This window comes from Levilactobacillus tongjiangensis, from assembly GCF_003946345.1.
In the GTDB taxonomy this organism is placed as follows: domain Bacteria; phylum Bacillota; class Bacilli; order Lactobacillales; family Lactobacillaceae; genus Levilactobacillus; species Levilactobacillus tongjiangensis.
In genome coordinates this window covers 141,715-161,645 of the sequence record NZ_RHNY01000003.1, presented here as the reverse complement: position 1 = coordinate 161,645, position 19,931 = coordinate 141,715, and the positions used below count along the sequence as shown (strand labels likewise).

Genomic DNA, 19,931 nt, shown 5'->3' with positions numbered 1-19,931 from the left:
AGCGGCGTCGTCACTACTCTTCTCCTAGCTGAGATTATGACAATTCGATTAGAAATTAATGATAAGTTTATGCTCTGCCCTCATAATTGTCAAGTGGTTTTTAGGAAAGCACCACCACTTTGCCAAAACTCTGGTGGCTCGCTAAATATTCGTGTGCTGCCCGCATATCTTGCAGGGCAAAGACTTTAGCCGGTCGTACGTCAACGTGATGCGTATCGATCACCCGGAACAACTCCCGTAACCGGGCTTCGTCGATATCCCCGGAGTAAAATGCCGTCAGATACGTGTTGCTAGGAATCTTAACGACCGGTTCAAAGTTCTGTAGCTCCCATTGACCGCCTAATTCTCCGGTAGCACTCACAATGCCTCCAGGCGTCAGATGTTGCAGGGAATCCGGCACCGTCGCTGCACCAATCAGTTCCAAGATTTCATCGTACCGCTGGTCAGTCTGCAGCTCCCCGTCCTTATCCAAAATAACCGCATCAAACCCGGCTGCCAGAAGCTGGTCGCGCTTGGCTAAGTTACGGGTAGTCGCGGTCACCGTGAGATCAGTAGCTAGCGCATGGGCTAATTTAGCCGCCATCACACCGACACCACTGGTACCACCCCGGACCAGCAACTGATCATGGTTCCGAATCTTCAGCCCCTGGAGCGCGCCAAAGGCCGTGTAACCGGTCTCGGGGACAGCCGCCAGGTCAGCCCAGGATAACGTAGTCGTCACTGGGAAAATCTGCTGATTAGGAATCAATGCAAACTCAGCGTAACTGCCATCGTACGCCCGACCCATCTCACCCATAAAGGTGACCACCGTCTGACCCACCGGAAGCCGTTGGGCATCAGTCGTCTCTGCCACGACGCCCACCGCCTCAATCCCCAGGATCCGAGGAAACTTAACGGATGGTGACTCACCATCGCGGGTGAAAATTTCAGAGTGGTTGACGCCCCGACCTTTGACCTCGATCAACGTCCAGCCTGGTTTAACGGTTGGCCGGTCAACCTCATGTAACGTCAATACTTCTGGTCCACCGGGATGCTCTACAACAATTGCTTTCATTTTTGCCAGTCCTCTCTAGTTCAACAAACCGTGACTCTTCAAGTAGTCCCGCGCAACGGTCGCTGCCTTCTCATGCTTGACGGTTACCCGGTAATTCATTTTCTGCATGTCAGTTGTTGACACCTTACCAGCTAATTTGTTCAACGTCGTCTGGAGTTCCGGATGCTCTGTCAATAACTTCTCCGTCATCAACGGTGCTCCTTGATACGGTGGGAAGAACTGCTTATCATCCTTTAAGACCACCAGATGGTACTCCTGAATCTCGGGATCAGTTGTATACCCATCGATCAAGTTAACCTTCCCGTTGGCAATGGCCTTGTAACGGATGGAAGGTTCCATCGTCTTGGCACTAGCGAATTTGAGATTGTAGGCCTTACTCAGTCCAGGATAGCCGTCCTTCAGTTGATAGAAGTCCGGATCAAACCCAGCGTGAATCTTATCCTCAACAGCAACTAAGTCGGAAACGGTTTTTAAGTTGTACTTCTTAGCAAATTGTTTCGTCACAGCCAAGTCGTACCCATTTTGGTATTTCATCGGCTTCAGGTAGGCCAACTGCTGTTGCGACTTGAGCGCTTGCTTTGCCACCCGGTAGGTGGTCGCCGGATTGTGACTCGCCGACTTCTGCCCTGTGACTAACGACTCCAGGACCGTCCCCGTAAATTCAGGATAAATGTCGATGGACCCCGATTTCAAGGCCTTGTACAGGAAGCTGGTCCCCCCGAAGTTGGCCTTGGTGCTGACCTTCATGTTTGGATGATCGTTCTCAATCAGGTCCTTGTACATGTTGATCAGAATTTCGGGCTCACTGCCCATCTTCCCAGCAATGGTAATGGTCGTTTCTGGTTTGACCAGCTTACGATAGCCTGCGAATCCCCCAATCAAGACCACCAACGTGGCTAAGATGATACCGACCTTTTTAAATGACAGCCGGCCCAACCAGTCGATCGCGGCACCAAAGACTAGCGCCAAAATGGCGGACAGTACGGCACCAATAATCAGTAACGCATTATTGTTGGTTTCAATTCCCAACAGAATGTAGGTCCCTAAACCACCGGCACCAATCAGGGCAGCCAACGTCGCGGTCCCAATGATCATGACCATGGCGATGCGGATGCCCGAGATGATCATGGGCAAAGCTAATGGTAATTCAATGCGAAATAATTTCATCCGGCGGGACAAGCCAAACGCCGTCGCCGCCTCCTCCAGGTTTGGATCAATCGTCGTTAACCCGGAATACGTATTTTGAAAGATGGGCATCACCGCGTAGATCACTAAGGCAATGATCGACGGAATCGTTCCGATCCCCACGATGGGAATCAAAATCCCCAACAATGCCAGACTGGGAATCGTCTGCAAAACACTGGTAATCTGGAGCATCACGTTGGCCGCCCGCTTGTGATTCATCAAGACAATCGCCAGGGGAATGGCAATGACCGCCGCAATCAGCAGTGAAATCAGTGATAACCCAATATGCTGGCCAATGGCGTGAACGATGTCACCACCCTGGGTCTGCAAAATATGCATAATCTGTTGCAAGCTAGTCCGCCTCCTTCGTGGCTAAATAGTCCAATAGATCTGGCGTCGTCAGCGACTGTGAACCGGTCGGTGTCGCCACCACGACCGCACTAGTCGTTTGCAATGCTGCCGCCAACTCACGCACGGGTGCTGTTGCTGACAACGTTGCTGGCGTCGTGACCGGCGTCCCGTAACCCGCATCCAATAAAGTCTGCACGGTCACCATTCGAGACGCGTGTTCATTCTCAAAAAAGCCGCGAACAAAGTCGTTGGCGGGATGTTGCATGATCTCCGCACTCGTTCCCACCTGTTGAATGTGCCCCAACCGCATCACCGCAATGTGTTGGCCTAACCGTAAGGCCTCGTGCATATCGTGCGTCACGAAGACAAAGGTCATGTCTAATTCATGATGCAGCCGGAGCACTAGGTCCTGTAACTGTTTTCTGGAAATAGGGTCCAACGCACTAAACGGTTCATCCATCAAAACGACCTTGGGCTTAATTGCTAGTGCCCGAATGATACCGACCCGTTGCTGTTCCCCACCGGATAGTTCACTAGGCATCCGGGTCGCATATTTATCCGGATCCAAATCCACCTGTTGCAGGAGGGTGCGGGCTCGTTCAATGCGCCGTTTGCGGGACCAGCCCAGTGATTCCGCCTGAATAGCAATGTTATCTTGAATCGTTAAGTTAGGAAATAACGCAATGTTTTGTAAGACGTAACCCATTTGTAAACGCAACTGGGTCAAGTCATAGTCGATCAACCGTTTGTCGTTGAAATAAATGTTCCCATCGGTGGGCGCAATCAACCGGTTGAGCATCTTGAGGGTGGTCGTCTTCCCACTCCCACTGGGACCAACTAGCACAAAAAAATCCCCCGTCGGAATGGTCAGGTTCAGATCATCGATGGCTTGATTACCGCTGTAACGCTTACTAACGTTTTTAAATTCTATCATGTTGACCTCCGACCAATAATTTTTAAGCATCACTTTTCGGACTCATCTGCCGCTTAGGCGTTGTGAACGCGTCCTTAAACTTGCTGGCTATCTGCAGATTGACGTTTTAATGTCACGTCAACCGAAGCCCCTGCCGTCTGTGCATAGGGTCAATTATACAAATGTCCACCCCAAAACCGAAGTAAACAGCTTACAAAGTTTTTCTCAGCAGCATTGTCTACTTTACACGTCGAAGTAGCGACTGTTAATATTAAAACGAAAGAGTTTTAGCCCCGAAAACTTAGAAAACAAGGTGTTCACCATGTCAGACGAAATTGATCTTGCCATTATCAAAGAACTTAACCGTGACAGCCGCATCAAAGTCAGCCATTTAGCCCAGCTGGTCCACCTGACCGCCCCCGCAGTCGCCGCTCGGATTCAACGACTGGAAGATACGGGGGTCATCACCAACTACACGATTGAAGTTGATCTCGACAAAGTGGGCTTGCCCCGCCAAGTCTTTATCCAGGTGGCCGTGCAGGCCCAAAAACAGTCGGCCTACCTGGCCTTTATCAAAACGCACCACAATGATTTCCGCCACCACTACCGCACGACCGGTGAGTTTGACTACCTCCTGGAGGGCGCCTTTCCTGACCGACACGTGTTGAACGACTTTCTCGTTCATCTCAATCAGTTTGCAACCTACCAAGTCATTGACGTCATCGATGACATTTAACTGCGTAGATTCTTGACCCTTCCCAGGAAAAGTGCTGTAATCAAAATGTACACAACTGTTTCTTTCCTTAATAAGTTATAGTATCCAGAATAAATTTCAAATCTAAGGTGGTCCACAACATGGATGAAGTAGTCCAAGCATTAAGCGATATCATTAAATTAAACACGGTCAACGGCCACGAAAAACTGGTCGCCGATTATCTAGCAGACTTGCTGAAGCAACATGGCATTGACAGCCGCACTTACGCCTACGAACCTGACCGGGTCAGCCTGGTCGCCGAAATTGGTGATGGCAACGGCCCCGTCGTTGGGTTCGACGGTCACGAAGACATCGTCGCCCTGGGTGACGCGGCCAAGTGGCAAGTTGACGCGCTGTCCGCCACCATCAAGGACAATATGATGATTGGCCGGGGAACGTCCGATATGAAATCCGGTTTGATGGCCGGGGTCTTCGCCATGATTCATTTGAAAGAACAAAACGTACCCCTTCACGGAACGTTCCGGTTAATGGCCACGGTTGGTGAGGAATACGGCCAATACGGTGCCAAGCAGTTGTCTGAAGAAGGCTTTGCGAAGGACCTCGACACGTTGATCGTCGGTGAACCTAGTGGAGCCAACAAACAACTATTGTTGCAAAAGCAAATTCAACTTATGCTGCAAATCAACGAGGACGGCGCCAAGAAACTCTTGGCTGCCAACCAAACTGGTGAACAACACTTCATCGAATTGGCTCACAAGGGGTCGTTGACCTACACCGTTCACTCCAAGGGTGTCGCCGCCCACAGTTCCATGCCTGAGATCGGTAAGAACGCGATTACACCACTGATGGCTTTCTACCAAAAGGAAGAGGATTACTTTGCCTCCATCAAGGACTACCGCAACCCCGTCTTAGGTGCAATTACGCCGGTCGTTACCATGGTTAAGGGTGGCGAACAGATCAACACGGTTCCCGCAACCGCCGACCTTTCCGTCAAGATTCGAACCATCCCTGAACTTCCTAACGCTGACATCACGGTTGCTATCAAGGCCATCATCGCCGATTTAAACGCTGCCGGTGCTGACTTAACGTTGGAAATCCACAGCGACTTACGGCCAATGCACACCATGGAAGACACGCCACTGGTTCAGGCTGCCAAGGAAATCGGTAGCACTGAACTGCAACAGGCTTTGCCATTGATCGGGGTTCCTGGTGGCACTGACGCCTCCTCATTCCTGGCAGCCAACCCCGACATCGACGTCATTGTCTTCGGACCGGGTAACATCACGGCGCACCAGGTCAACGAATACGTCGACCTCGACATGTACCACCGGTTCATCACCATCTACGAAAAACTCGTCACGAAACTGTTGGGCTAGGGTTTGCTGATATTGGCCGCCTTACCGGTCACCGTGGATGGGCTGGAACGGTGCCGACGCAACTTTAAGCCTCGAAAATCACGAGTCTTAAAGCTTGGTCTTCTTCTAAGCCGTAAACGGCTAAGAAGAACGAGGCGCCTGAGCCCATCCACAGTGACCTCACGGCTAATATAGAGAACACCTATTCAACAGTTATCGCAGAATGATTATTCGCTTCTAAGATGGTTGGCCGTGCTGTAAACTGGAAAAACACCAGTTAACACCACTTTCACTGCTAGCTCCATCCCTGGTCGCCTACGACAAAAGTGTGGCGTTGTTTGACTTGGACATTGGTATTTCACAAAAATACCTAGCTTAAATTTGTAACAAAATAGTCGTTTCATTTCGCCGAGGGTATCAGTCCAGCTCTGACGAAAACAACTAAAATAAGTTGCCAATTAACCATCAACGTAGCCGTAGGTTGTCAGGGCAGGTGTCAGCAGTGAAAGTGGCGTTAGCTCGGTGGGTTCCCGAGGTTACGCCACGGGACGAGCTTGGAAACGCGCGTACTTTGCGTGATTTCAAGTCGAGGAGTGAGACCGCACTTCGGCTCGCTCCGGTCCCCACAGCTGGCACCTGCCCTGGCAACCGGAGGCGACTTTGAAAGTAGCGTTAGCTCAGTGGGTTCCCGAGGTTACGCCACGGGACGAGCTTGGAAACGCGCGCACTTTGCGTGGTTTCAAGTCGAGGAGTGAGACCGCACTTCGGCTCACTCCGGTCCCCACAGCTGACGCCTGCCCTGGCAACCGGAGGTGGCAATCAATGGGCACTAAGTTGCAATCAGCGGATAACAAAACAAAAAGAAAAGGATCACGGCAAAACTGCCGTGATCCTTTTTGACCATTCAGTGAGATGCAATTTAGAATACCTTCTGGCACTTGCCAATCGCAATATAAAGACTAGTTAGGTGCGTCCAACAACGTCCAAGTAATGGTTCCTTGGTAGTCACCAGCAGCGGCACCACCATTCAGTTCCAGCAGAACTCCGGTATCCGGTGTCCAAGTCTTGGCCACGTCGAACGTGCCATCATCGACAGCGTCATCCGTGGTGTGCGTTAGGACCGGCGTTGGCGTCTCGCCCAGTGAGATCACCCGAAAATCGTCAACGTAGACTGGTTGTCCCGACATCACCGTCCCATCACTGGTGGTAAACTGCGATGCCTGTGCAACCAACGTCCACTGTTCACCAGTTCCCCGGGTATCCGAGATAGCAAGTTGCCAATCACCCCGCCGCTTAACGAACTGGGTCTTCCCCGTTAGCTTACTGGCCTCGAACGTTTCATTCGGTGACACAGCCGCAAACTTCAATTCCCCAGCCACCGTAATGGGCACGACCACCGTTTGGGAGGTATCTCCCAAAAACGATTTGGCAACCAATCGAAGTCGGTTAGTCCCGGCTTGTAGCTGATTACCCGTCAATGGAATTTTGAAGGTCCCATCCTTCTCGACCGTCACCGTGTTCAACTGCTTACCGTTTAGAACTGGGCGAACCGTGACCTTAGGCGATGTCGGTGTGTTGGAAACAACGTCCACTCGCCCTTTGACCGTGGTACCCTCGCCCTTATTCAGACTAGTAGCGTGGTTACTGGTTACCGTCAGTTCAAGATGTGCGTTCGGATTGATGATAAATTGGGGGGTATCTGCCGAACTGATTCGAGCTGAAGAGGTAAACGACCCACTCGCTGCCGGCACGACTTGTGTTTCCTTAACCGTGTCCGCTCGGCCCACCAACTTGATGGTCGCGTGAGCATTGCTCTGACTCAGGCTCTCGGCCAGCTTAATAGCCAGCTTACCATCCCGAATACTGTCCAGCGGAATCTTCTGCGTCGTCCCGTGACTATAGGTCACCTCGGCCGACTCATAGGTGATTCCGGTTGGCAGATCAATGTGGGTCTGAATATCCGACCAAGGTTGCTGCCCATCCTCATAGTCAAGGTGGTAGTCCACTTGTAGTTTATCATTACTCAGCACCTGACTATCCGTGGTCAGTTTCCGTTTTCGTTTAACGTCCGTGATTTCACCAGAAGTGTTGACCACGATCAACCCCGGGATGTTTTCAAAGACAACCAGGTTGTTTTCGTACCGGTCGGTCGTTGTGGCGGTAAACCCCCACCGGGCCCGATTACTCCGCTGCGGATCAATCTTCTTGGTGTCAATGTGAACCGTCTGGCTCTTCCCGGGGAGCTTGGCTTCCGTCACCGGATTCTTGTCGTCGAAGACATAGGTCATGTTCTCAGCCTTAGCATCCCACCTCAGCGTGAGGTGGTGCCAGCTGCCGTTCGACAGGAAGTCCGGATGATTGGTATCGGTAATCAAGCCCTGGTGAATCAACTGATAGTGGTAGTCCTTTTTGCTAAAGAGACCGCCCCAGAAACCATAGTCTGTCACGAGTTGGTCGTACGAAGAAGCCTGTGCGGGGTAGTTCGAGGCAATGTGGACCCCGGCCATCCCAACGTCAAATGAGTTGGCATTGCCCGCGGCCTTACTCCCTGTCACCCCGTTATATCGCGTGTCAAATTCCAGTGCCCAACTATTCTGAATCGCTGTCGCCGCAATCCCGTTTTTAGTTGACTGGGCCTTGTTGTTATCAACGCCCCAGACACCTAACGTTTCACCAGGAAGAGACTTCTTCTTTACAGAGGACTGGGGCATCGCTGCCAAATTGTGCGAATCGTTCTGTAGAACAAACGCCATGCCCTCACCGGCTAATTTCCCCCGGTTACCCAGGTAGAGCCACACGGACAATCGTTGATTCTTCTTTAGATTCCAATAGCCAGAATTAGTGGACCAGATTGATCCAAACTGATTCTTGCCGTTCGTTAAAACAGCGACTTGGGTTCCTGGTGAAGCAGGATTCTCGCCGTTCACAATGGTCGCCGAGCTCTTATTAGTCGTGTCCGTTGTTAAGAACGGGTTTGTCTTGTTGATTAAAATTCCTTGCGGCGCCGTTGCCAGTGCCTGCTTGTCATCATTATCAGCACGGGCTGTGATCACACTACCCCCAAGACAAACGGCTAGTAGAATCAAGCCAGCGCTCAACCACCGTTTGAACAACTTTCATCCCTCCTATTTTGCTGATTTTTCCCGACGATTGCGATAGAGCAGGTAGCCAATGATGGCTAACAACATCGCAATCAGTAAACCTAACAAGGCATAGAGCCAGTAGTTTGGCTGCTTAGCTGGCGTCAAAACCGTCTTGTTCAGCCGCCGTACCGTCTTGTTAGCAATCGTAAAGTTCCGCGCGAACTGCCAATTCTGCCCGTCCGCCTTGGCCGCTAAGTGGAGCGTGTACCGACCAGCTGGAAGGTTCTGGTTCCCCCACGGAATGCCAAAGTTAAAGTTACTATTCGGCGCCATCCCCAGGTTGGCTTGTTGCTGCCTGATCAAGGTCTGGTTGGAATTCACTTTGGTAACGCGCGCATTAATCGTGAGTTTCTGCATAATACCGGGCTGGGGGTTTTGCAAATTAGCCGTAATAAAATTGCGTCGGTTGATTTGTACCGCTTGAATCTGGTGTAACTGCATGTCTGGCACTATCGTCAACGGACTCTCCCGCAGGCGAATCCCGATGGCGTATGCAAATGCGTTGTTGAGCAAGATTTTCGCCGCGGACTTCTTAGGCGTCTTTGACGGCACTTGTTCAACGTAGACCCCACCAAGAATAATGCCCCGCAGCCGCTCTGCAGGCATGGTGTAGGTGAGATACACCCGTTTCTGAGTATTTGCTGGAACCGTCACTTTCTGATTCGACCCCTTCGTGAAGATGTCCTTGGTGCCCACCTTCAGTGAGGAATCTAACTTAGGTTTCAACTGACTGTAGTCGATCACCCCGTTATCGTTGGTGACCGCTTGATTCACACTGACCAGGTACTGCTGGCTGCTATTACTGGTGTTGTTGATCAGAACAGCCAAACGTTGATGTTCTTTCGGCTTAACCCGCAAGGCAAAATAATTAGCCTGCGCGTCATCCTGATTGCTTGGCAAAATTGCTCTGACGGAATAGCCCACACTGTCGGCAGCGGCCGTTGGTAATTTCCAAGCCAGCACCAAAAGTGCTAACCCAATTGCGAGCAAAAGTTTCAGTCCTCGTTTCATCATCACTGACTCCCCCCATCAGTCGTCAGGAAAATTAACGCCATCCTCACCGAATAGTCACTGCACCTACTGTGGTGTGTCGCTTAACTGCCAGGTCATCGTCGAGGTGTAGGTACCACCTAATTGCCCAGCTGGAACAGCTAAGTTGATGTCAGCGAGGCCATAATCGGCGGTCCAAACACCTAAGCCACCCTTAGTAGCGGCAGAGAAGACGATTTGATTCGTCCCGGTGCCGTTCAGAGAGGTGCTAGCCCCAGCCGTTGGTGCAGTCGATGGGTTGCCGGTGTTAGCGGCAGCAACGTCAGCCGCGCCCAACGATAAAACAGCGCCACCCAAGGTGTCCCCCGCTGTGTCCGTAAATGGCGTGTTCTTCAATTGAACGCTCCACCCACTAGGTAACCCAGGGTTGGAAACTTGGACGGGGTTGTCCGCCGTTACAGCCTTGTAACTCCCATTTTCTTTACTGTTAGGCGTTACATTGGCGCCAAAACCGATATTCGGTGCAGAATCGAGAGAAATCGCTGCAGTGGGACTCGTATCAAACTCGGCCGTGGTGGTCGTGGTCTGAGAGGTTGGTCCCGCTGAACTACTAGAACTGCTACTTGCACTAGTTGAAGATGTGTCGGTAGTTGCCGCAACAGCTGGTACTGCTGCGATAAATCCGGCACCTAATCCTAAGACAGCTAGGCTACTCAGCAGAGAAATCTTTAATCTGCGAGTCATCATACTCACTCCTCTAAAATAATATCGTGATTACCAGTTTTAGAGTAAACGAGTAGCTCCGGTAATGGTTGAACCACCCGCTAGTGACTTACCTAACTTGTTCCATGCCGACCACTTTGTCCGCCGACTGTCTGACCGAATAAACCATTTCTAGCTCCGACGCTTGATTCAATGAAGATAATAACTTGTCCAAAATAAAAAGGCCAGCTTTTCGCTAGTCTTTCGTATCGACACATTTAGTCATGGAAGTCGCCCACAGTTAAGGCCAACAACCCATTTAACCATTGACGGACTGGTTCGTCTGCAGAAGCCGCTACTTGGAAGCCCATTGGCCCAAAGAGTGCGTCCACTGCTGACCACTGGACCTCTCCAGCAGTCAGGAAGCTCTGAGTGAGTCGCTCACGCTGTTCAACGGTCACTGGTGTTGCCATGACAGTAAGTAAGTTAACAGCCAACTGGTCGGCTACCAGGGCCTTCCAGGCGTTTGCCGTTAACGGCGTGATAATTTGCCGCGAGGTGGCGAGTGGCACTACAGGACCTTCCCGGAGAAGAAATTTTTGCCAACGCATAACCTGTCCCAGCAGCACACCGTAGAACTGCCAAGGAACCTGATTACCGATCCGCTTCAAAGTTGTGGCAGAAATCGCGGCAATATCCCACTGAACCTGTTGCTCACCCTGAGCTAAGGCGGTCGTCAGCCATTCGCTGAAGAACCGTTGGACCGTGGCATCCACTAATTGAGGTAGTTTGCTCCCCTGAACCAGCTGATAACGAGCGAGCAGAAAGTCCTCCGTCTGCTCCCAAGTGATGGTGCGACTGGCCTGCGACTGTTTACGCCGGTGCAATTGCCGGATTTTTTTGATGCGACTAGATTTACCATAATTTCCGGGACGACTCATGTAAGTTACCTCCAAATTTAACCGTGAATGAAATAAATTTTGACATCCCCTAAAGTGAGATGCGCCGTTCGTTGATTGTCTTAGTTATCTTACCACTAATCATCTTTAACTAGAGGTTGAATGTTAAATTGGTCGCTCCGGCGGCCAGGGAGGGAGTCGGCTGTGGGGACGCTTCAGCCTGAAAACCGGGCTTCTCGCTCGATTTGAAGCCAGGGTAGCCCACCTGTCTCCAAAGTCGCCCGTGGTGTTAGCTGGTCAACCAGCTAACACCACTGTCACGGCCGGCTCCCTCCCTGGCCACCTCCGCTCTGATTGTGGTTTTACATGATTGCCGCTAACGGTCTGATGTGGACCACGCTCTTTATGGACTAACTGGTAACAATTCTGTGGTTAATTAATACAAGATAAGTATGTACCCAAGCGCATCGTTCTGGGTAGTCAGCGGACGATTTTCCCGCCAACTTAGCAGAAGTCAAAGCTTGAAGACTCGGTTATTTCGAGGCTTCAAGTTGCGACCGGTAAAGCGAAAAGTCATAGCAGATTGCCTAAATTGCACGCTAACATTGCTGGTATAGTCAGTTTAAACTATCCCCTTTCCTTCAACCCACAAAATAAAAAGGACCCACCAGCCAGCTACGAAAAAATCAGTAGCGACTCGCAGATCCAGTTAAATGACACCTAAATTGTGATACTAACAACGCGGCTAATTCCAGTTTAAACAACTGAAATCAAGACTAGCGCCGCTGATAAATCACCACTAAGCAGCGGTTACTCACCAACGTAGCCGGAGGCCGTCAGGACTGGTGCCGGCTGTGAAAGTGGCGTTAGCTCGGTGGTTTACCGAGGTTACGCCACGGGACGAGCTTGGAAACACGCGCCCTTGGCGTGGTTTCAAGTCGAGGTGCGAGACCGCACTGTGGCTCGCGCCGGTCCCCACAGCAGGTACCAGTCCTGGCGGCCGCAGGCGGCCATTTGAACGAATCAATAATCAGTCCTGTTTGCTCTGTTGTTTAGCCTTAGCAACTTCCTTAGGATGGAACTTCACGAAGTAAAGCACGGTCATGATGGCCAGGAAGACCACCCCAACAAGGATGGAGATCCGCGTCTCAGGGTTCAAGAACATGAAGAACAACGTAATCACCAGGAAGACTAACGTCACGTAGTTTGAGTAAGGTGCCCATGGCATGGTGAATGGGTGATTAACCAACTCGTCTGCTTTCTTCTTCCGGAAGTCAATTTCACTGATCAAGATCACGAACCAAGGAATCATCCCAGGTAAGACACTGGAACTATAAACCATCACGAAGATTTGGCTGGCATCCTTGTAGATCAGTGGTAGAACCACGTTTAAGATGACCCCGATACCAATACCGAGAGAAATCGCAATAACCGTGATGTAAGGCACACCGTGCTTGTTCAGCTGAACGGCCTTTTTAGGTAACTGACCTTCTTCAGCCAACGTGTAGGCCATCCGACTGGCACTGTAAATTCCGGAGTTCGATCCAGACAGTGCGGCCGTGATAACCACGAAGTTGATGATGGAAGCAGCTGCCGTGATCCCAATCTTAGCAAAGGTTTGCACGAATGGTGACCCGACAGAGTTCAATTCATCCCAAGGGAAAATGCTGACGATCACGAAGATGGCCCCAACGTAGAAGATCAAAATCCGGAACACCGTGGACCGAATGGCCTTAACCAACGTTTCCTGTGGATTCTGAGCCTCACCGGCGGTAATTCCGATCAACTCGACTCCTTGATACGATGCTAGCACGATAGCAATCGCGTAGATAAAGCCTTTCGCTCCACCAGTAAAGAAGCCGTGCGTCCATAAGTTACTGATTCCTAATGGATGGCCACCATTCCCAAAACCAAAGAGAATGACGCCTAAACCAACGATAATCATCAGAATAATCGTCACCACTTTAATGAGTGAGAACCAAAATTCCAGTTCCCCAAACATCTTAACGGAAACTAAGTTGGCGATACACAGGAAAGTGATTGCCACTAACCCTGGAATCCATTCCGGCAGGTTCGGCCACCAGAAACGGAAGTAACCGCCCAATGCGATCATTTCACTCATCCCAACAACGATCCACTGGAAAATGTTACTCCAAGCGGTCAGGTACCCAAAGACGGGGTGCATGTATTCTCTGGCAAACGTGGAGAATGATCCCGTGGTCGGGTGAACGTACAACATTTCACCCATGGCCCGCATGATTAAATACAAGAACATCCCAGAAATTATGTACGCCAATAAGACGGATGGTCCCGTCCATTTAATAGTGGAACCGGACCCCATAAATAGTCCGACACCGATTGTTCCACCTAATGCAATCATCTGCATTTGGCGGGCAGTTAGTTTTCTTTGCAATCCAATTCCTTCTCTCTATCTAATTGCTTAAAAATTAAAGCTTCATGAGAAAATGCTACCTGATTTCTGCATATTTCGCAAACTTTTCTTCGAAATATGCCACGATATCATTAATTTAATATATTGGCCATTATGCAACAGAACCCGGTTATATTCAATGATTATTTAGCTAAAAGATGACGCCCCTAATCCATTGTTTTTTTGACCAATTTCCAATGAAAGCTTGCCCCCTTTAGGCTGCAGCAAAAAAGCATTACCAGATTTTCTCTGATAATGCTTTGTGATTAGAGTAACTTTTCATAAACGTAGCAGTAGTCCGTTGGTTGATAAACGCCAACAATTTTACCGACCCGCTTAAAGCCAAATTTTTCAATTAAGTACTGCATTTTCGTATTATCCCGGTGAGTATCAATCCGGATGCTATCACTCGTCGAGTGGTTCTCGGCAATGTAGTCGAACAAATCGCGGAACAATTGAGAGGCGTAGCCCTTCCCCTGATGATGGGAGAAGATGGCGACCCGATGAACCGTTACGTATTTGTCAGAAGGCCGTAACCATTCGCCTTCCATCGTGTCATACGCGTGGTCGGGTGCCTCGTTGATCACGGCAACGCCCAACGTTTCGTGGTCATCACTGTTGTAAATAACAGCCCGGCCATCTTCGATATCTCCCTTGATAATGTTGCGGTTCGGATAATCATCTTGCCATTGGTCGATACCAGCATCGGCTAGCTGCTGCTTGCCGTCTTCAATAATGTCGCAAACTAAATCTAATTCTTCCATCCGTGCTTTACGTAAATACATCTTGTCTTCACCTCGTCATTAATTCCTAAGCTAAGCTGGCCAATACGTTCTGGGCGAGCTGATTCAGACGTTGATAGTCTGCATCGTCAGGGTCTTGATCAATTTTAACGCTGTCTGCTACTTGTTCACCGTTGCTAGAATTGAATTGAATGGTTAAATAGTCAATGGCCCGGCCAAAGTGGATGTGGCGCTTCGAACTCGATCCACAGACAGCAAATTTTGTCCGTTTGAGGTCAACTTCCTTCAAATCTTCAAAGAAGTCCTGGGCCTCGTCCGGAAGATCGCCGTCGTGATAAGTATAACTCACTATGATGACAGCGTCCGCTTGCGTTAAGGCAAAGGCATCGACCTGCGAGATTTCCGTGATCACCGTCTGTGCCCGCGACGCAAGCTGGGCTTGGAGATGCCCAGCAATGGCCCGATTACGGCCAGTTTGACTAGCAAAAATTATCTGAATTGAAGGGGTCATAAGTTTAAATTTCTCCTCGAGTCTAGAATTCGTTAGCGGGCCAAACGTCAGACCAGGGCCCACTAGAAACTGCTAAATATTATAGCCCTTTTTGGCTCATTACCCCAGTAAAAAGATGTGGCTACCGGTTAAAAATACACCCGTGTTCCGCAAAATAGGCACTACGCCACACCCCAACCTAAGCAATGCTTAAAATCGCAAGTCAGCAAGCTGGTCTAAATCGACGGTATCACCCACGCCTGGCACCGCAAAGCCATTGAGCTGACGGAACTCCCGCCGAAATTCCTGATACCCCAGCAGTTCCGGTGAGAAATTCTCTGGTGTCAGCTGTGGGAGTAGGCGTTCAACCTCTGCCTGGACTTCGGGAGCCAACTCTTTGGCATCCGGGCGTAGACGGCCATCTTGATCATACTCCCGGCGCGTCCCGTAAAGCATGTCCCGAAACAACCGGTCAATGTGGGCCCCCGTCTGCTCACGTAAGCCTAACGCCTGTTCAACTTGATAGAGCGCCAGACAGTAGCGAGAAAATCCCGGAATCACGGCGGATGCCTTGGTCGTTACTGACCGGTTCACGCTGATCAAGGCCTCCCCACCACTGGGAGCTAACTGTTTCTGTAGACGGCGGGCACTGACTTCGGCCGCTCGCTTAGCGCGACCCAACGTGCCGTCGTGGTAAATTGCTGCCGTGGCCCGCGGTCCTTCATATGAATAAAGAATTGTTTTGAAGTTCGGAGCCAACACACCCGCAGCCTGGAGCGAATGCACCCACAGTTCCCAGTCTTCACCACCCATGACGTGAGTGGTGGCGCTGATTTCAGCGGGGGTCGCTGGCTCTAAAGAAATCGACTCCAACCGCTGGTGTTCGAGGTTTACGGAAAAATCGCTAACGGGTTGACCAATGGGCTTGATGACGGAACGCCAAACGTTATCTGGATCAACCGGATTCTGCCGTTTTGGGGCAGCAATTGAATAGACCAAGAGGTCAATGCTCCCGCCAAAGTTCCTTTGAATCGCCTCGATCACGGCTCGCTTAGTCGACGGTAAAAAAGCGTTGGCGTTGATATTATCCGCCTGTAAGCCCGCCGTTTCAGCAGCTTGTTTAAAGTAAACTTGGTTCCACCAACTAGCGGTACCTAAATAATCATCCTGGGGCGGTCGACTGTACCCGACAGAAAGGGTGGCGGCTCCAGCACCAAAGGCTGCGGTGATCCGACTAGCCAAGCCATAACTGGAGGAACCACCCAGAATCAACGCACGTTGCGGCCCGGTAAACCGACCAGCCTCGGTCACGGCTTGAATCTGCTGCTGAACCATTCGTTGAATCCCCAGTGGATTAACCGACCGCGCGACGTTACCCGTAATCTCTTCCGCGACTGTTACCCGTGTCATACCGTCATCACCTTCCACTACTTTTCTTTAGCTTAACACCCCGCCGCCTGAGTCCCTTCTAATTTGTCTTATATTTTACTCGGTGGTGTATCACAATTAGTGATTAGAACAGTCCGCCTCTAATAGCGCAGCAAAAAAAGCCCGAAACATAGACGTTCCGGGCCATCTTTTTGAAAATTTAAAGTTATAGCTAAAGGTTGAAAATACTGGAACGCGGTGGGAAGGACGGGACAAGCCCAAGAACGGTCTTGCCCCTCGCTTGATATAACCATACTAATGCCGGCCGACAAGGTGATAATCTCAGTCAGTAAAATCTGATTCCGCCAACAGCTGGCGCACTTCATCCGTGGTATGTGCCTCCATCATAGCGTTCCGCAAACTCGCAGCGTTCCGTTGGTTACGCACATAAATCTTGAAGAACCGCTTCAAGGACGGGAAGCGCGAGGTATCGAAGCGCCGTTCAAAGTCATCGTATAGGTCCAGCTGATAATTCAGTAAACCTAACAACTCTTTGATATCGTGCTCCTTGGGTTCCTTCTCAAAGGCGAAGGGACTGGTAAAGATTCCCCGACCAATCATGATGCCATCAACGCCAGGATGCTCCTGGGCCAACTTGACGCCCTCTTGATAATTTTCAATGTCACCATTCAATTGAAGCAATGTGTCCGGAGCAACCTCGTCACGCAACTTCACGATGTCGTCGATCAGTTCAAAATGAGCCGGTACCCGACTCATTTCCTTCTTGGTCCGCAGGTGAATCGTCAACAACGGAATATCCTGTTTAAACAGGAAAGTTAACCAATCACGCCATTCATCCAGTCGGCTGTATCCCAACCGTGTTTTCACACTGACGGGCAGGCCCGCTGTCTTCGCGCCGGCAATCACAGCCGCCGCACTATCAAAATTACGGATCAAGTCACTACCACCGTGATTCTTGATGACGGTTGCGTCCGGGCAACCCATGTTCAAATCAATAGCTTCGTAGCCCCGCTCTTTGACATCCGCTGCCGCTCGTACGAAGGCGTCAGGGTCATTGCCCCACAGTTGTGCCACTGGCATGTGAGCCTCTTCAGGCGCCACGTAGAGCCGGCCCTGGACCGTGAATTTGGCCTTGGGATGGGTCACACTGATAGCATTGGTGAATTCAGTGAAAAAGACATCAGGTGCAGCCGCACGGGCCACGACCTGGCGAAAGATAGCGTTGGTAACGGCTTCCATGGGGGCCAAGCTGAAGAACGGCCGGTTCTCGGCCTTGGCGTGGTCCGCAATTTTTTGCCAATAGGATGATGAATCAGACACGATAAAGTCTCCTCGATTACTTAAATTTGATGTTTAATCCGGTATACGCAGTCTTTACATTCTACCACGTTTCTAGCCTGAAGCCACCAAAAAGGTTGCCCACAATGGACAACCTCATTTAGCTACTTATCTGTTGATAGGTGAATATCCCCGTCATGTGAGCTTAGTTGATACCAAGCCTTGGCGCCGCGGTTCAGGCGGTAGCCACTTTTTTGAGACTTACCTAACACGTGAATATCCCCATCATCACTGCTGACGACCGCCCCCGCCGATTGGGCAATGTGTGCTTGCACATCCCCATCGGTGGTCGTTGCTGTCAGACGATCCTGTAACCGGTTATTTTGCAAATGAATATCCCCATCATGCGTCGTCACCCGGCCACCGCCCAGCTTCGATTCGGTCAGCCGGACGTCGCCACCTTCCTGAGCGATAACTTGGTTATGCTTGCTAGTCAAGTCAACGCTAGTCAACGTAATGTCTCCATCGGCCGTCTGAACCTTTAGCTGTGGCGTCGTCAGGGAGGCCAGCCACACGTCGCCATCTTGGCTAGTCACATTAGTTGGTTCCGTCGTCGTCACCTGTTGTAAAGATACATCGTCAGCCGTCGCTACCGTTAATTGTCGCAGCTTCAGGTAGCGTAGATTGACCCCTTCTTGACTCTTAGTGACCCGGACGTTCCGCAACTTCTGGCTAGCTGGCACCGTAATGGTAATCCCATTAGCTGCCGAGCTCGAAAGGTCTGCGCCAAAAACAACGTTGTCATGACTACTCCGTGAACCGGCCGTTACGGTCAGTTGTCCCCGTTTGACCGTAACTTTGGGTTGCTGAGCCATCCCCGAACCTGAACGCACCGTTACCTGACTAGTTGCACCCCGTTTGATGGTCACCGGCAGCGCCGACGTCACCTGAATGTCTCGATACTTTCCGGGATAATAGGCCTTATGAGCCGTATTCGCCACGCGTAACCGTCGTGACTGGTTGTTCCAAACAATGGTTTTATCCCCGTGATTCCACCATCCTAATCCGCCTAAAATTACACCCAAAATCACTAATACTAGTGAGATTTTCACACTGCGTTTCATAATTTCCGCCCCCGTTCTGCTCGACTACGCGGGATGAAACGCCGGTAGATATCCCGGGCCAACCACGCCATGACTGCTAGCAGTTTTACACAGATCCATTTTAAAATAATTGCTGCGAAGCCCATCATTCCCAGAGCTGTTAACCCAATCCCCAGGTAAAAGATGCCGACCCAAGGTGCCTGCCAAATAACCAGTACACCCACCACGACGCCCACAACGCCAACCGCCACGATGCTGAATAAAACGGCAATCAGGGCAACGACTAATGACCCCGCCACGGCTACACCGGCAAACGCCAACGCCAGCACGACAATCATAATTGGAATCGTAATCGGTGTTGATAGTAAGGCCAGAATAATCAGCCAAATCGTCTTCGCATTACTCCGGGCTGCCTGCGTGGTTGTCCGCGACTCCTGACGACCACTTTCAACTAACTTGATGGAATAGTCCGCTAAGACTTTACGCGCCAAGGCCCGTGGTGAGCCCAGTTCGTCGACAGCTGCTTGGTAGGTCGTAATCCCCGCGTCCTGCAGATATTCACGATAATATTCCACAACGTCTTCCTGCTCGGCCGTTGTGAGTTGGCCGAGTAATTTTTGCACAGCCTGAATGTACTCATTCATCTTGGTTGCCCCCCAGTAACTTAGTGATGGCCTGATTAAAATCAGCCCACTCTGCTTGTATTTCGGCTAGCCGTTCACGACCACTAGTCGTCAGACGGTAGTAGCGTCGATTCCGCCCCTGATAGGGCTCGTCGTAGGTCGTCAGCCAACCATTCTTCTTCAACCGGCGGAGCACCGGGTACAGCGTCGATTCTGAAATTGGAATCAACTGCCGCACCTCCTGGGTCAGCGTATAGCCGTAATGATCTTGACGTGTCAACAAACCGAGTACGCTGCCATCGAGCAGCTCAGTCGGTACTTGAATGGCCATGTTCTAGCCTCCTTGTATATTATATCTCGTATAATATGAATTCACTAATAATATACGATACATCCTAAATCGTGTCAAGCTGGCTCGATGCAAGTTTTCACCGGAATCGCGACTTAAAAGAGCAATTTCCCTGCTTCAGGGTCTTCAATATCACTTAATTAATATAAAAAAACAAATAGCCACTTTCATTGACTTATCCCCCGGTAGTCCGCATACTAACAGCAATTATAAGGAGG

17 protein-coding genes are annotated in these 19,931 nt (G+C 50.6%); 2 read left to right on the top strand and 15 right to left on the bottom strand.

The genetic code is table 11. From position 1 onward, the window contains the following. Positions 1-100: 100 nt before the first annotated feature. Genes EKM75_RS02735 through EKM75_RS02725 form a run of 3 tightly spaced genes read right to left on the bottom strand, consistent with a single transcriptional unit; the run spans position 101 to position 3,524 of the window. Positions 101-1,054 (bottom strand): zinc-binding dehydrogenase, encoded by a 954-nt coding sequence (locus EKM75_RS02735; protein WP_125691894.1) that lies wholly within the window; start codon positions 1,052-1,054, stop codon positions 101-103. Positions 1,055-1,069: 15 nt separating this feature from the next. Further along, positions 1,070-2,590 (bottom strand): ABC transporter permease/substrate-binding protein, encoded by a 1,521-nt coding sequence (locus tag EKM75_RS02730; RefSeq protein ID WP_125691892.1) that lies wholly within the window; start codon positions 2,588-2,590, stop codon positions 1,070-1,072. A gap of 1 nt (position 2,591) precedes the next feature. Next, entirely contained in the window at positions 2,592-3,524 is a 933-nt protein-coding gene (locus tag EKM75_RS02725) for an ABC transporter ATP-binding protein (protein WP_125691890.1), read from the bottom strand. A 301-nt stretch (positions 3,525-3,825) separates the two neighbouring features. Here EKM75_RS02725 and EKM75_RS02720 point away from each other — a divergent pair, with 301 nt between their 5' ends. Both EKM75_RS02720 and EKM75_RS02715 read left to right on the top strand, forming a co-directional pair. After that, positions 3,826-4,239, top strand: a complete 414-nt coding sequence (locus tag EKM75_RS02720; RefSeq protein WP_125691888.1) for an Lrp/AsnC family transcriptional regulator — start codon at positions 3,826-3,828, stop codon at positions 4,237-4,239. Positions 4,240-4,358: 119 nt separating this feature from the next. After that, entirely contained in the window at positions 4,359-5,594 is a 1,236-nt protein-coding gene (locus EKM75_RS02715) for an ArgE/DapE family deacylase (RefSeq protein WP_125691886.1), read from the top strand. A gap of 938 nt (positions 5,595-6,532) precedes the next feature. Here the strand turns inward: EKM75_RS02715 and EKM75_RS02710 are convergent. From EKM75_RS02710 to EKM75_RS02655, 12 genes are all read right to left on the bottom strand, one after another. Beyond that, positions 6,533-8,686: a WxL domain-containing protein gene (locus EKM75_RS02710; RefSeq protein WP_125691884.1), complete on the bottom strand. Its 2,154-nt coding sequence runs from the start codon at positions 8,684-8,686 to the stop codon at positions 6,533-6,535. Between the two features lie 12 nt (positions 8,687-8,698). Beyond that, positions 8,699-9,730, bottom strand: coding sequence for a DUF916 and DUF3324 domain-containing protein (locus EKM75_RS02705; protein WP_225426635.1), 1,032 nt, complete (start codon positions 9,728-9,730; stop codon positions 8,699-8,701). A gap of 63 nt (positions 9,731-9,793) precedes the next feature. Then, a complete protein-coding gene (locus EKM75_RS02700) occupies positions 9,794-10,450 on the bottom strand; it encodes a WxL domain-containing protein (RefSeq protein ID WP_125691882.1) in 657 nt (218 codons plus the stop codon). Between the two features lie 236 nt (positions 10,451-10,686). Beyond that, complete coding sequence (locus EKM75_RS02695; protein WP_125691879.1) at positions 10,687-11,349, bottom strand: hypothetical protein; 663 nt, start codon at positions 11,347-11,349, stop codon at positions 10,687-10,689. Positions 11,350-12,337: 988 nt separating this feature from the next. Further along, positions 12,338-13,720, bottom strand: a complete 1,383-nt coding sequence (locus tag EKM75_RS02690; RefSeq protein ID WP_125691877.1) for an amino acid permease — start codon at positions 13,718-13,720, stop codon at positions 12,338-12,340. 284 nt (positions 13,721-14,004) lie between these two features. Continuing rightward, entirely contained in the window at positions 14,005-14,523 is a 519-nt protein-coding gene (locus EKM75_RS02685) for a GNAT family N-acetyltransferase (RefSeq protein ID WP_125691874.1), read from the bottom strand. Between the two features lie 25 nt (positions 14,524-14,548). Further along, on the bottom strand, positions 14,549-14,992 hold the full coding sequence (locus EKM75_RS02680) for a flavodoxin domain-containing protein (protein ID WP_125691872.1): 444 nt from the start codon (positions 14,990-14,992) through the stop codon (positions 14,549-14,551). Positions 14,993-15,181: 189 nt separating this feature from the next. Continuing rightward, complete coding sequence (gene fabV / locus EKM75_RS02675) at positions 15,182-16,381, bottom strand: enoyl-[acyl-carrier-protein] reductase FabV (RefSeq protein ID WP_125691869.1); 1,200 nt, start codon at positions 16,379-16,381, stop codon at positions 15,182-15,184. Between the two features lie 300 nt (positions 16,382-16,681). Continuing rightward, positions 16,682-17,683: a tRNA dihydrouridine synthase gene (locus EKM75_RS02670; RefSeq protein WP_382338969.1), complete on the bottom strand. Its 1,002-nt coding sequence runs from the start codon at positions 17,681-17,683 to the stop codon at positions 16,682-16,684. Between the two features lie 119 nt (positions 17,684-17,802). Then, positions 17,803-18,762: a DUF4097 family beta strand repeat-containing protein gene (locus tag EKM75_RS02665; protein ID WP_125691865.1), complete on the bottom strand. Its 960-nt coding sequence runs from the start codon at positions 18,760-18,762 to the stop codon at positions 17,803-17,805. Next, on the bottom strand, positions 18,759-19,385 hold the full coding sequence (locus tag EKM75_RS02660) for a DUF1700 domain-containing protein (RefSeq protein ID WP_125691863.1): 627 nt from the start codon (positions 19,383-19,385) through the stop codon (positions 18,759-18,761). Before EKM75_RS02660 ends, EKM75_RS02665 begins: the two co-directional genes overlap by 4 nt. Then, positions 19,378-19,695: a PadR family transcriptional regulator gene (locus tag EKM75_RS02655; protein ID WP_125680969.1), complete on the bottom strand. Its 318-nt coding sequence runs from the start codon at positions 19,693-19,695 to the stop codon at positions 19,378-19,380. The genes EKM75_RS02660 and EKM75_RS02655 overlap by 8 nt, the downstream gene beginning before the upstream one ends. Positions 19,696-19,931 lie beyond the last annotated feature (236 nt).

Coding starts and splice junctions, on each gene's coding strand:
- EKM75_RS02735 (WP_125691894.1), bottom strand. CDS start 1,054: ATGAAAGCAATTGTTGTAGAGCATCCCGGTGGACCAGAAGTATTGACG.
- EKM75_RS02725 (WP_125691890.1), bottom strand. CDS start 3,524: ATGATAGAATTTAAAAACGTTAGTAAGCGTTACAGCGGTAATCAAGCC.
- EKM75_RS02720 (WP_125691888.1), top strand. CDS start 3,826: ATGTCAGACGAAATTGATCTTGCCATTATCAAAGAACTTAACCGTGAC.
- EKM75_RS02715 (WP_125691886.1), top strand. CDS start 4,359: ATGGATGAAGTAGTCCAAGCATTAAGCGATATCATTAAATTAAACACG.
- EKM75_RS02705 (WP_225426635.1), bottom strand. CDS start 9,730: ATGATGAAACGAGGACTGAAACTTTTGCTCGCAATTGGGTTAGCACTT.
- EKM75_RS02700 (WP_125691882.1), bottom strand. CDS start 10,450: ATGACTCGCAGATTAAAGATTTCTCTGCTGAGTAGCCTAGCTGTCTTA.
- EKM75_RS02695 (WP_125691879.1), bottom strand. CDS start 11,349: ATGAGTCGTCCCGGAAATTATGGTAAATCTAGTCGCATCAAAAAAATC.
- EKM75_RS02685 (WP_125691874.1), bottom strand. CDS start 14,523: ATGTATTTACGTAAAGCACGGATGGAAGAATTAGATTTAGTTTGCGAC.
- EKM75_RS02680 (WP_125691872.1), bottom strand. CDS start 14,992: ATGACCCCTTCAATTCAGATAATTTTTGCTAGTCAAACTGGCCGTAAT.
- fabV (WP_125691869.1), bottom strand. CDS start 16,381: ATGACACGGGTAACAGTCGCGGAAGAGATTACGGGTAACGTCGCGCGG.
- EKM75_RS02665 (WP_125691865.1), bottom strand. CDS start 18,762: ATGAAACGCAGTGTGAAAATCTCACTAGTATTAGTGATTTTGGGTGTA.
- EKM75_RS02660 (WP_125691863.1), bottom strand. CDS start 19,385: ATGAATGAGTACATTCAGGCTGTGCAAAAATTACTCGGCCAACTCACA.
- EKM75_RS02655 (WP_125680969.1), bottom strand. CDS start 19,695: ATGGCCATTCAAGTACCGACTGAGCTGCTCGATGGCAGCGTACTCGGT.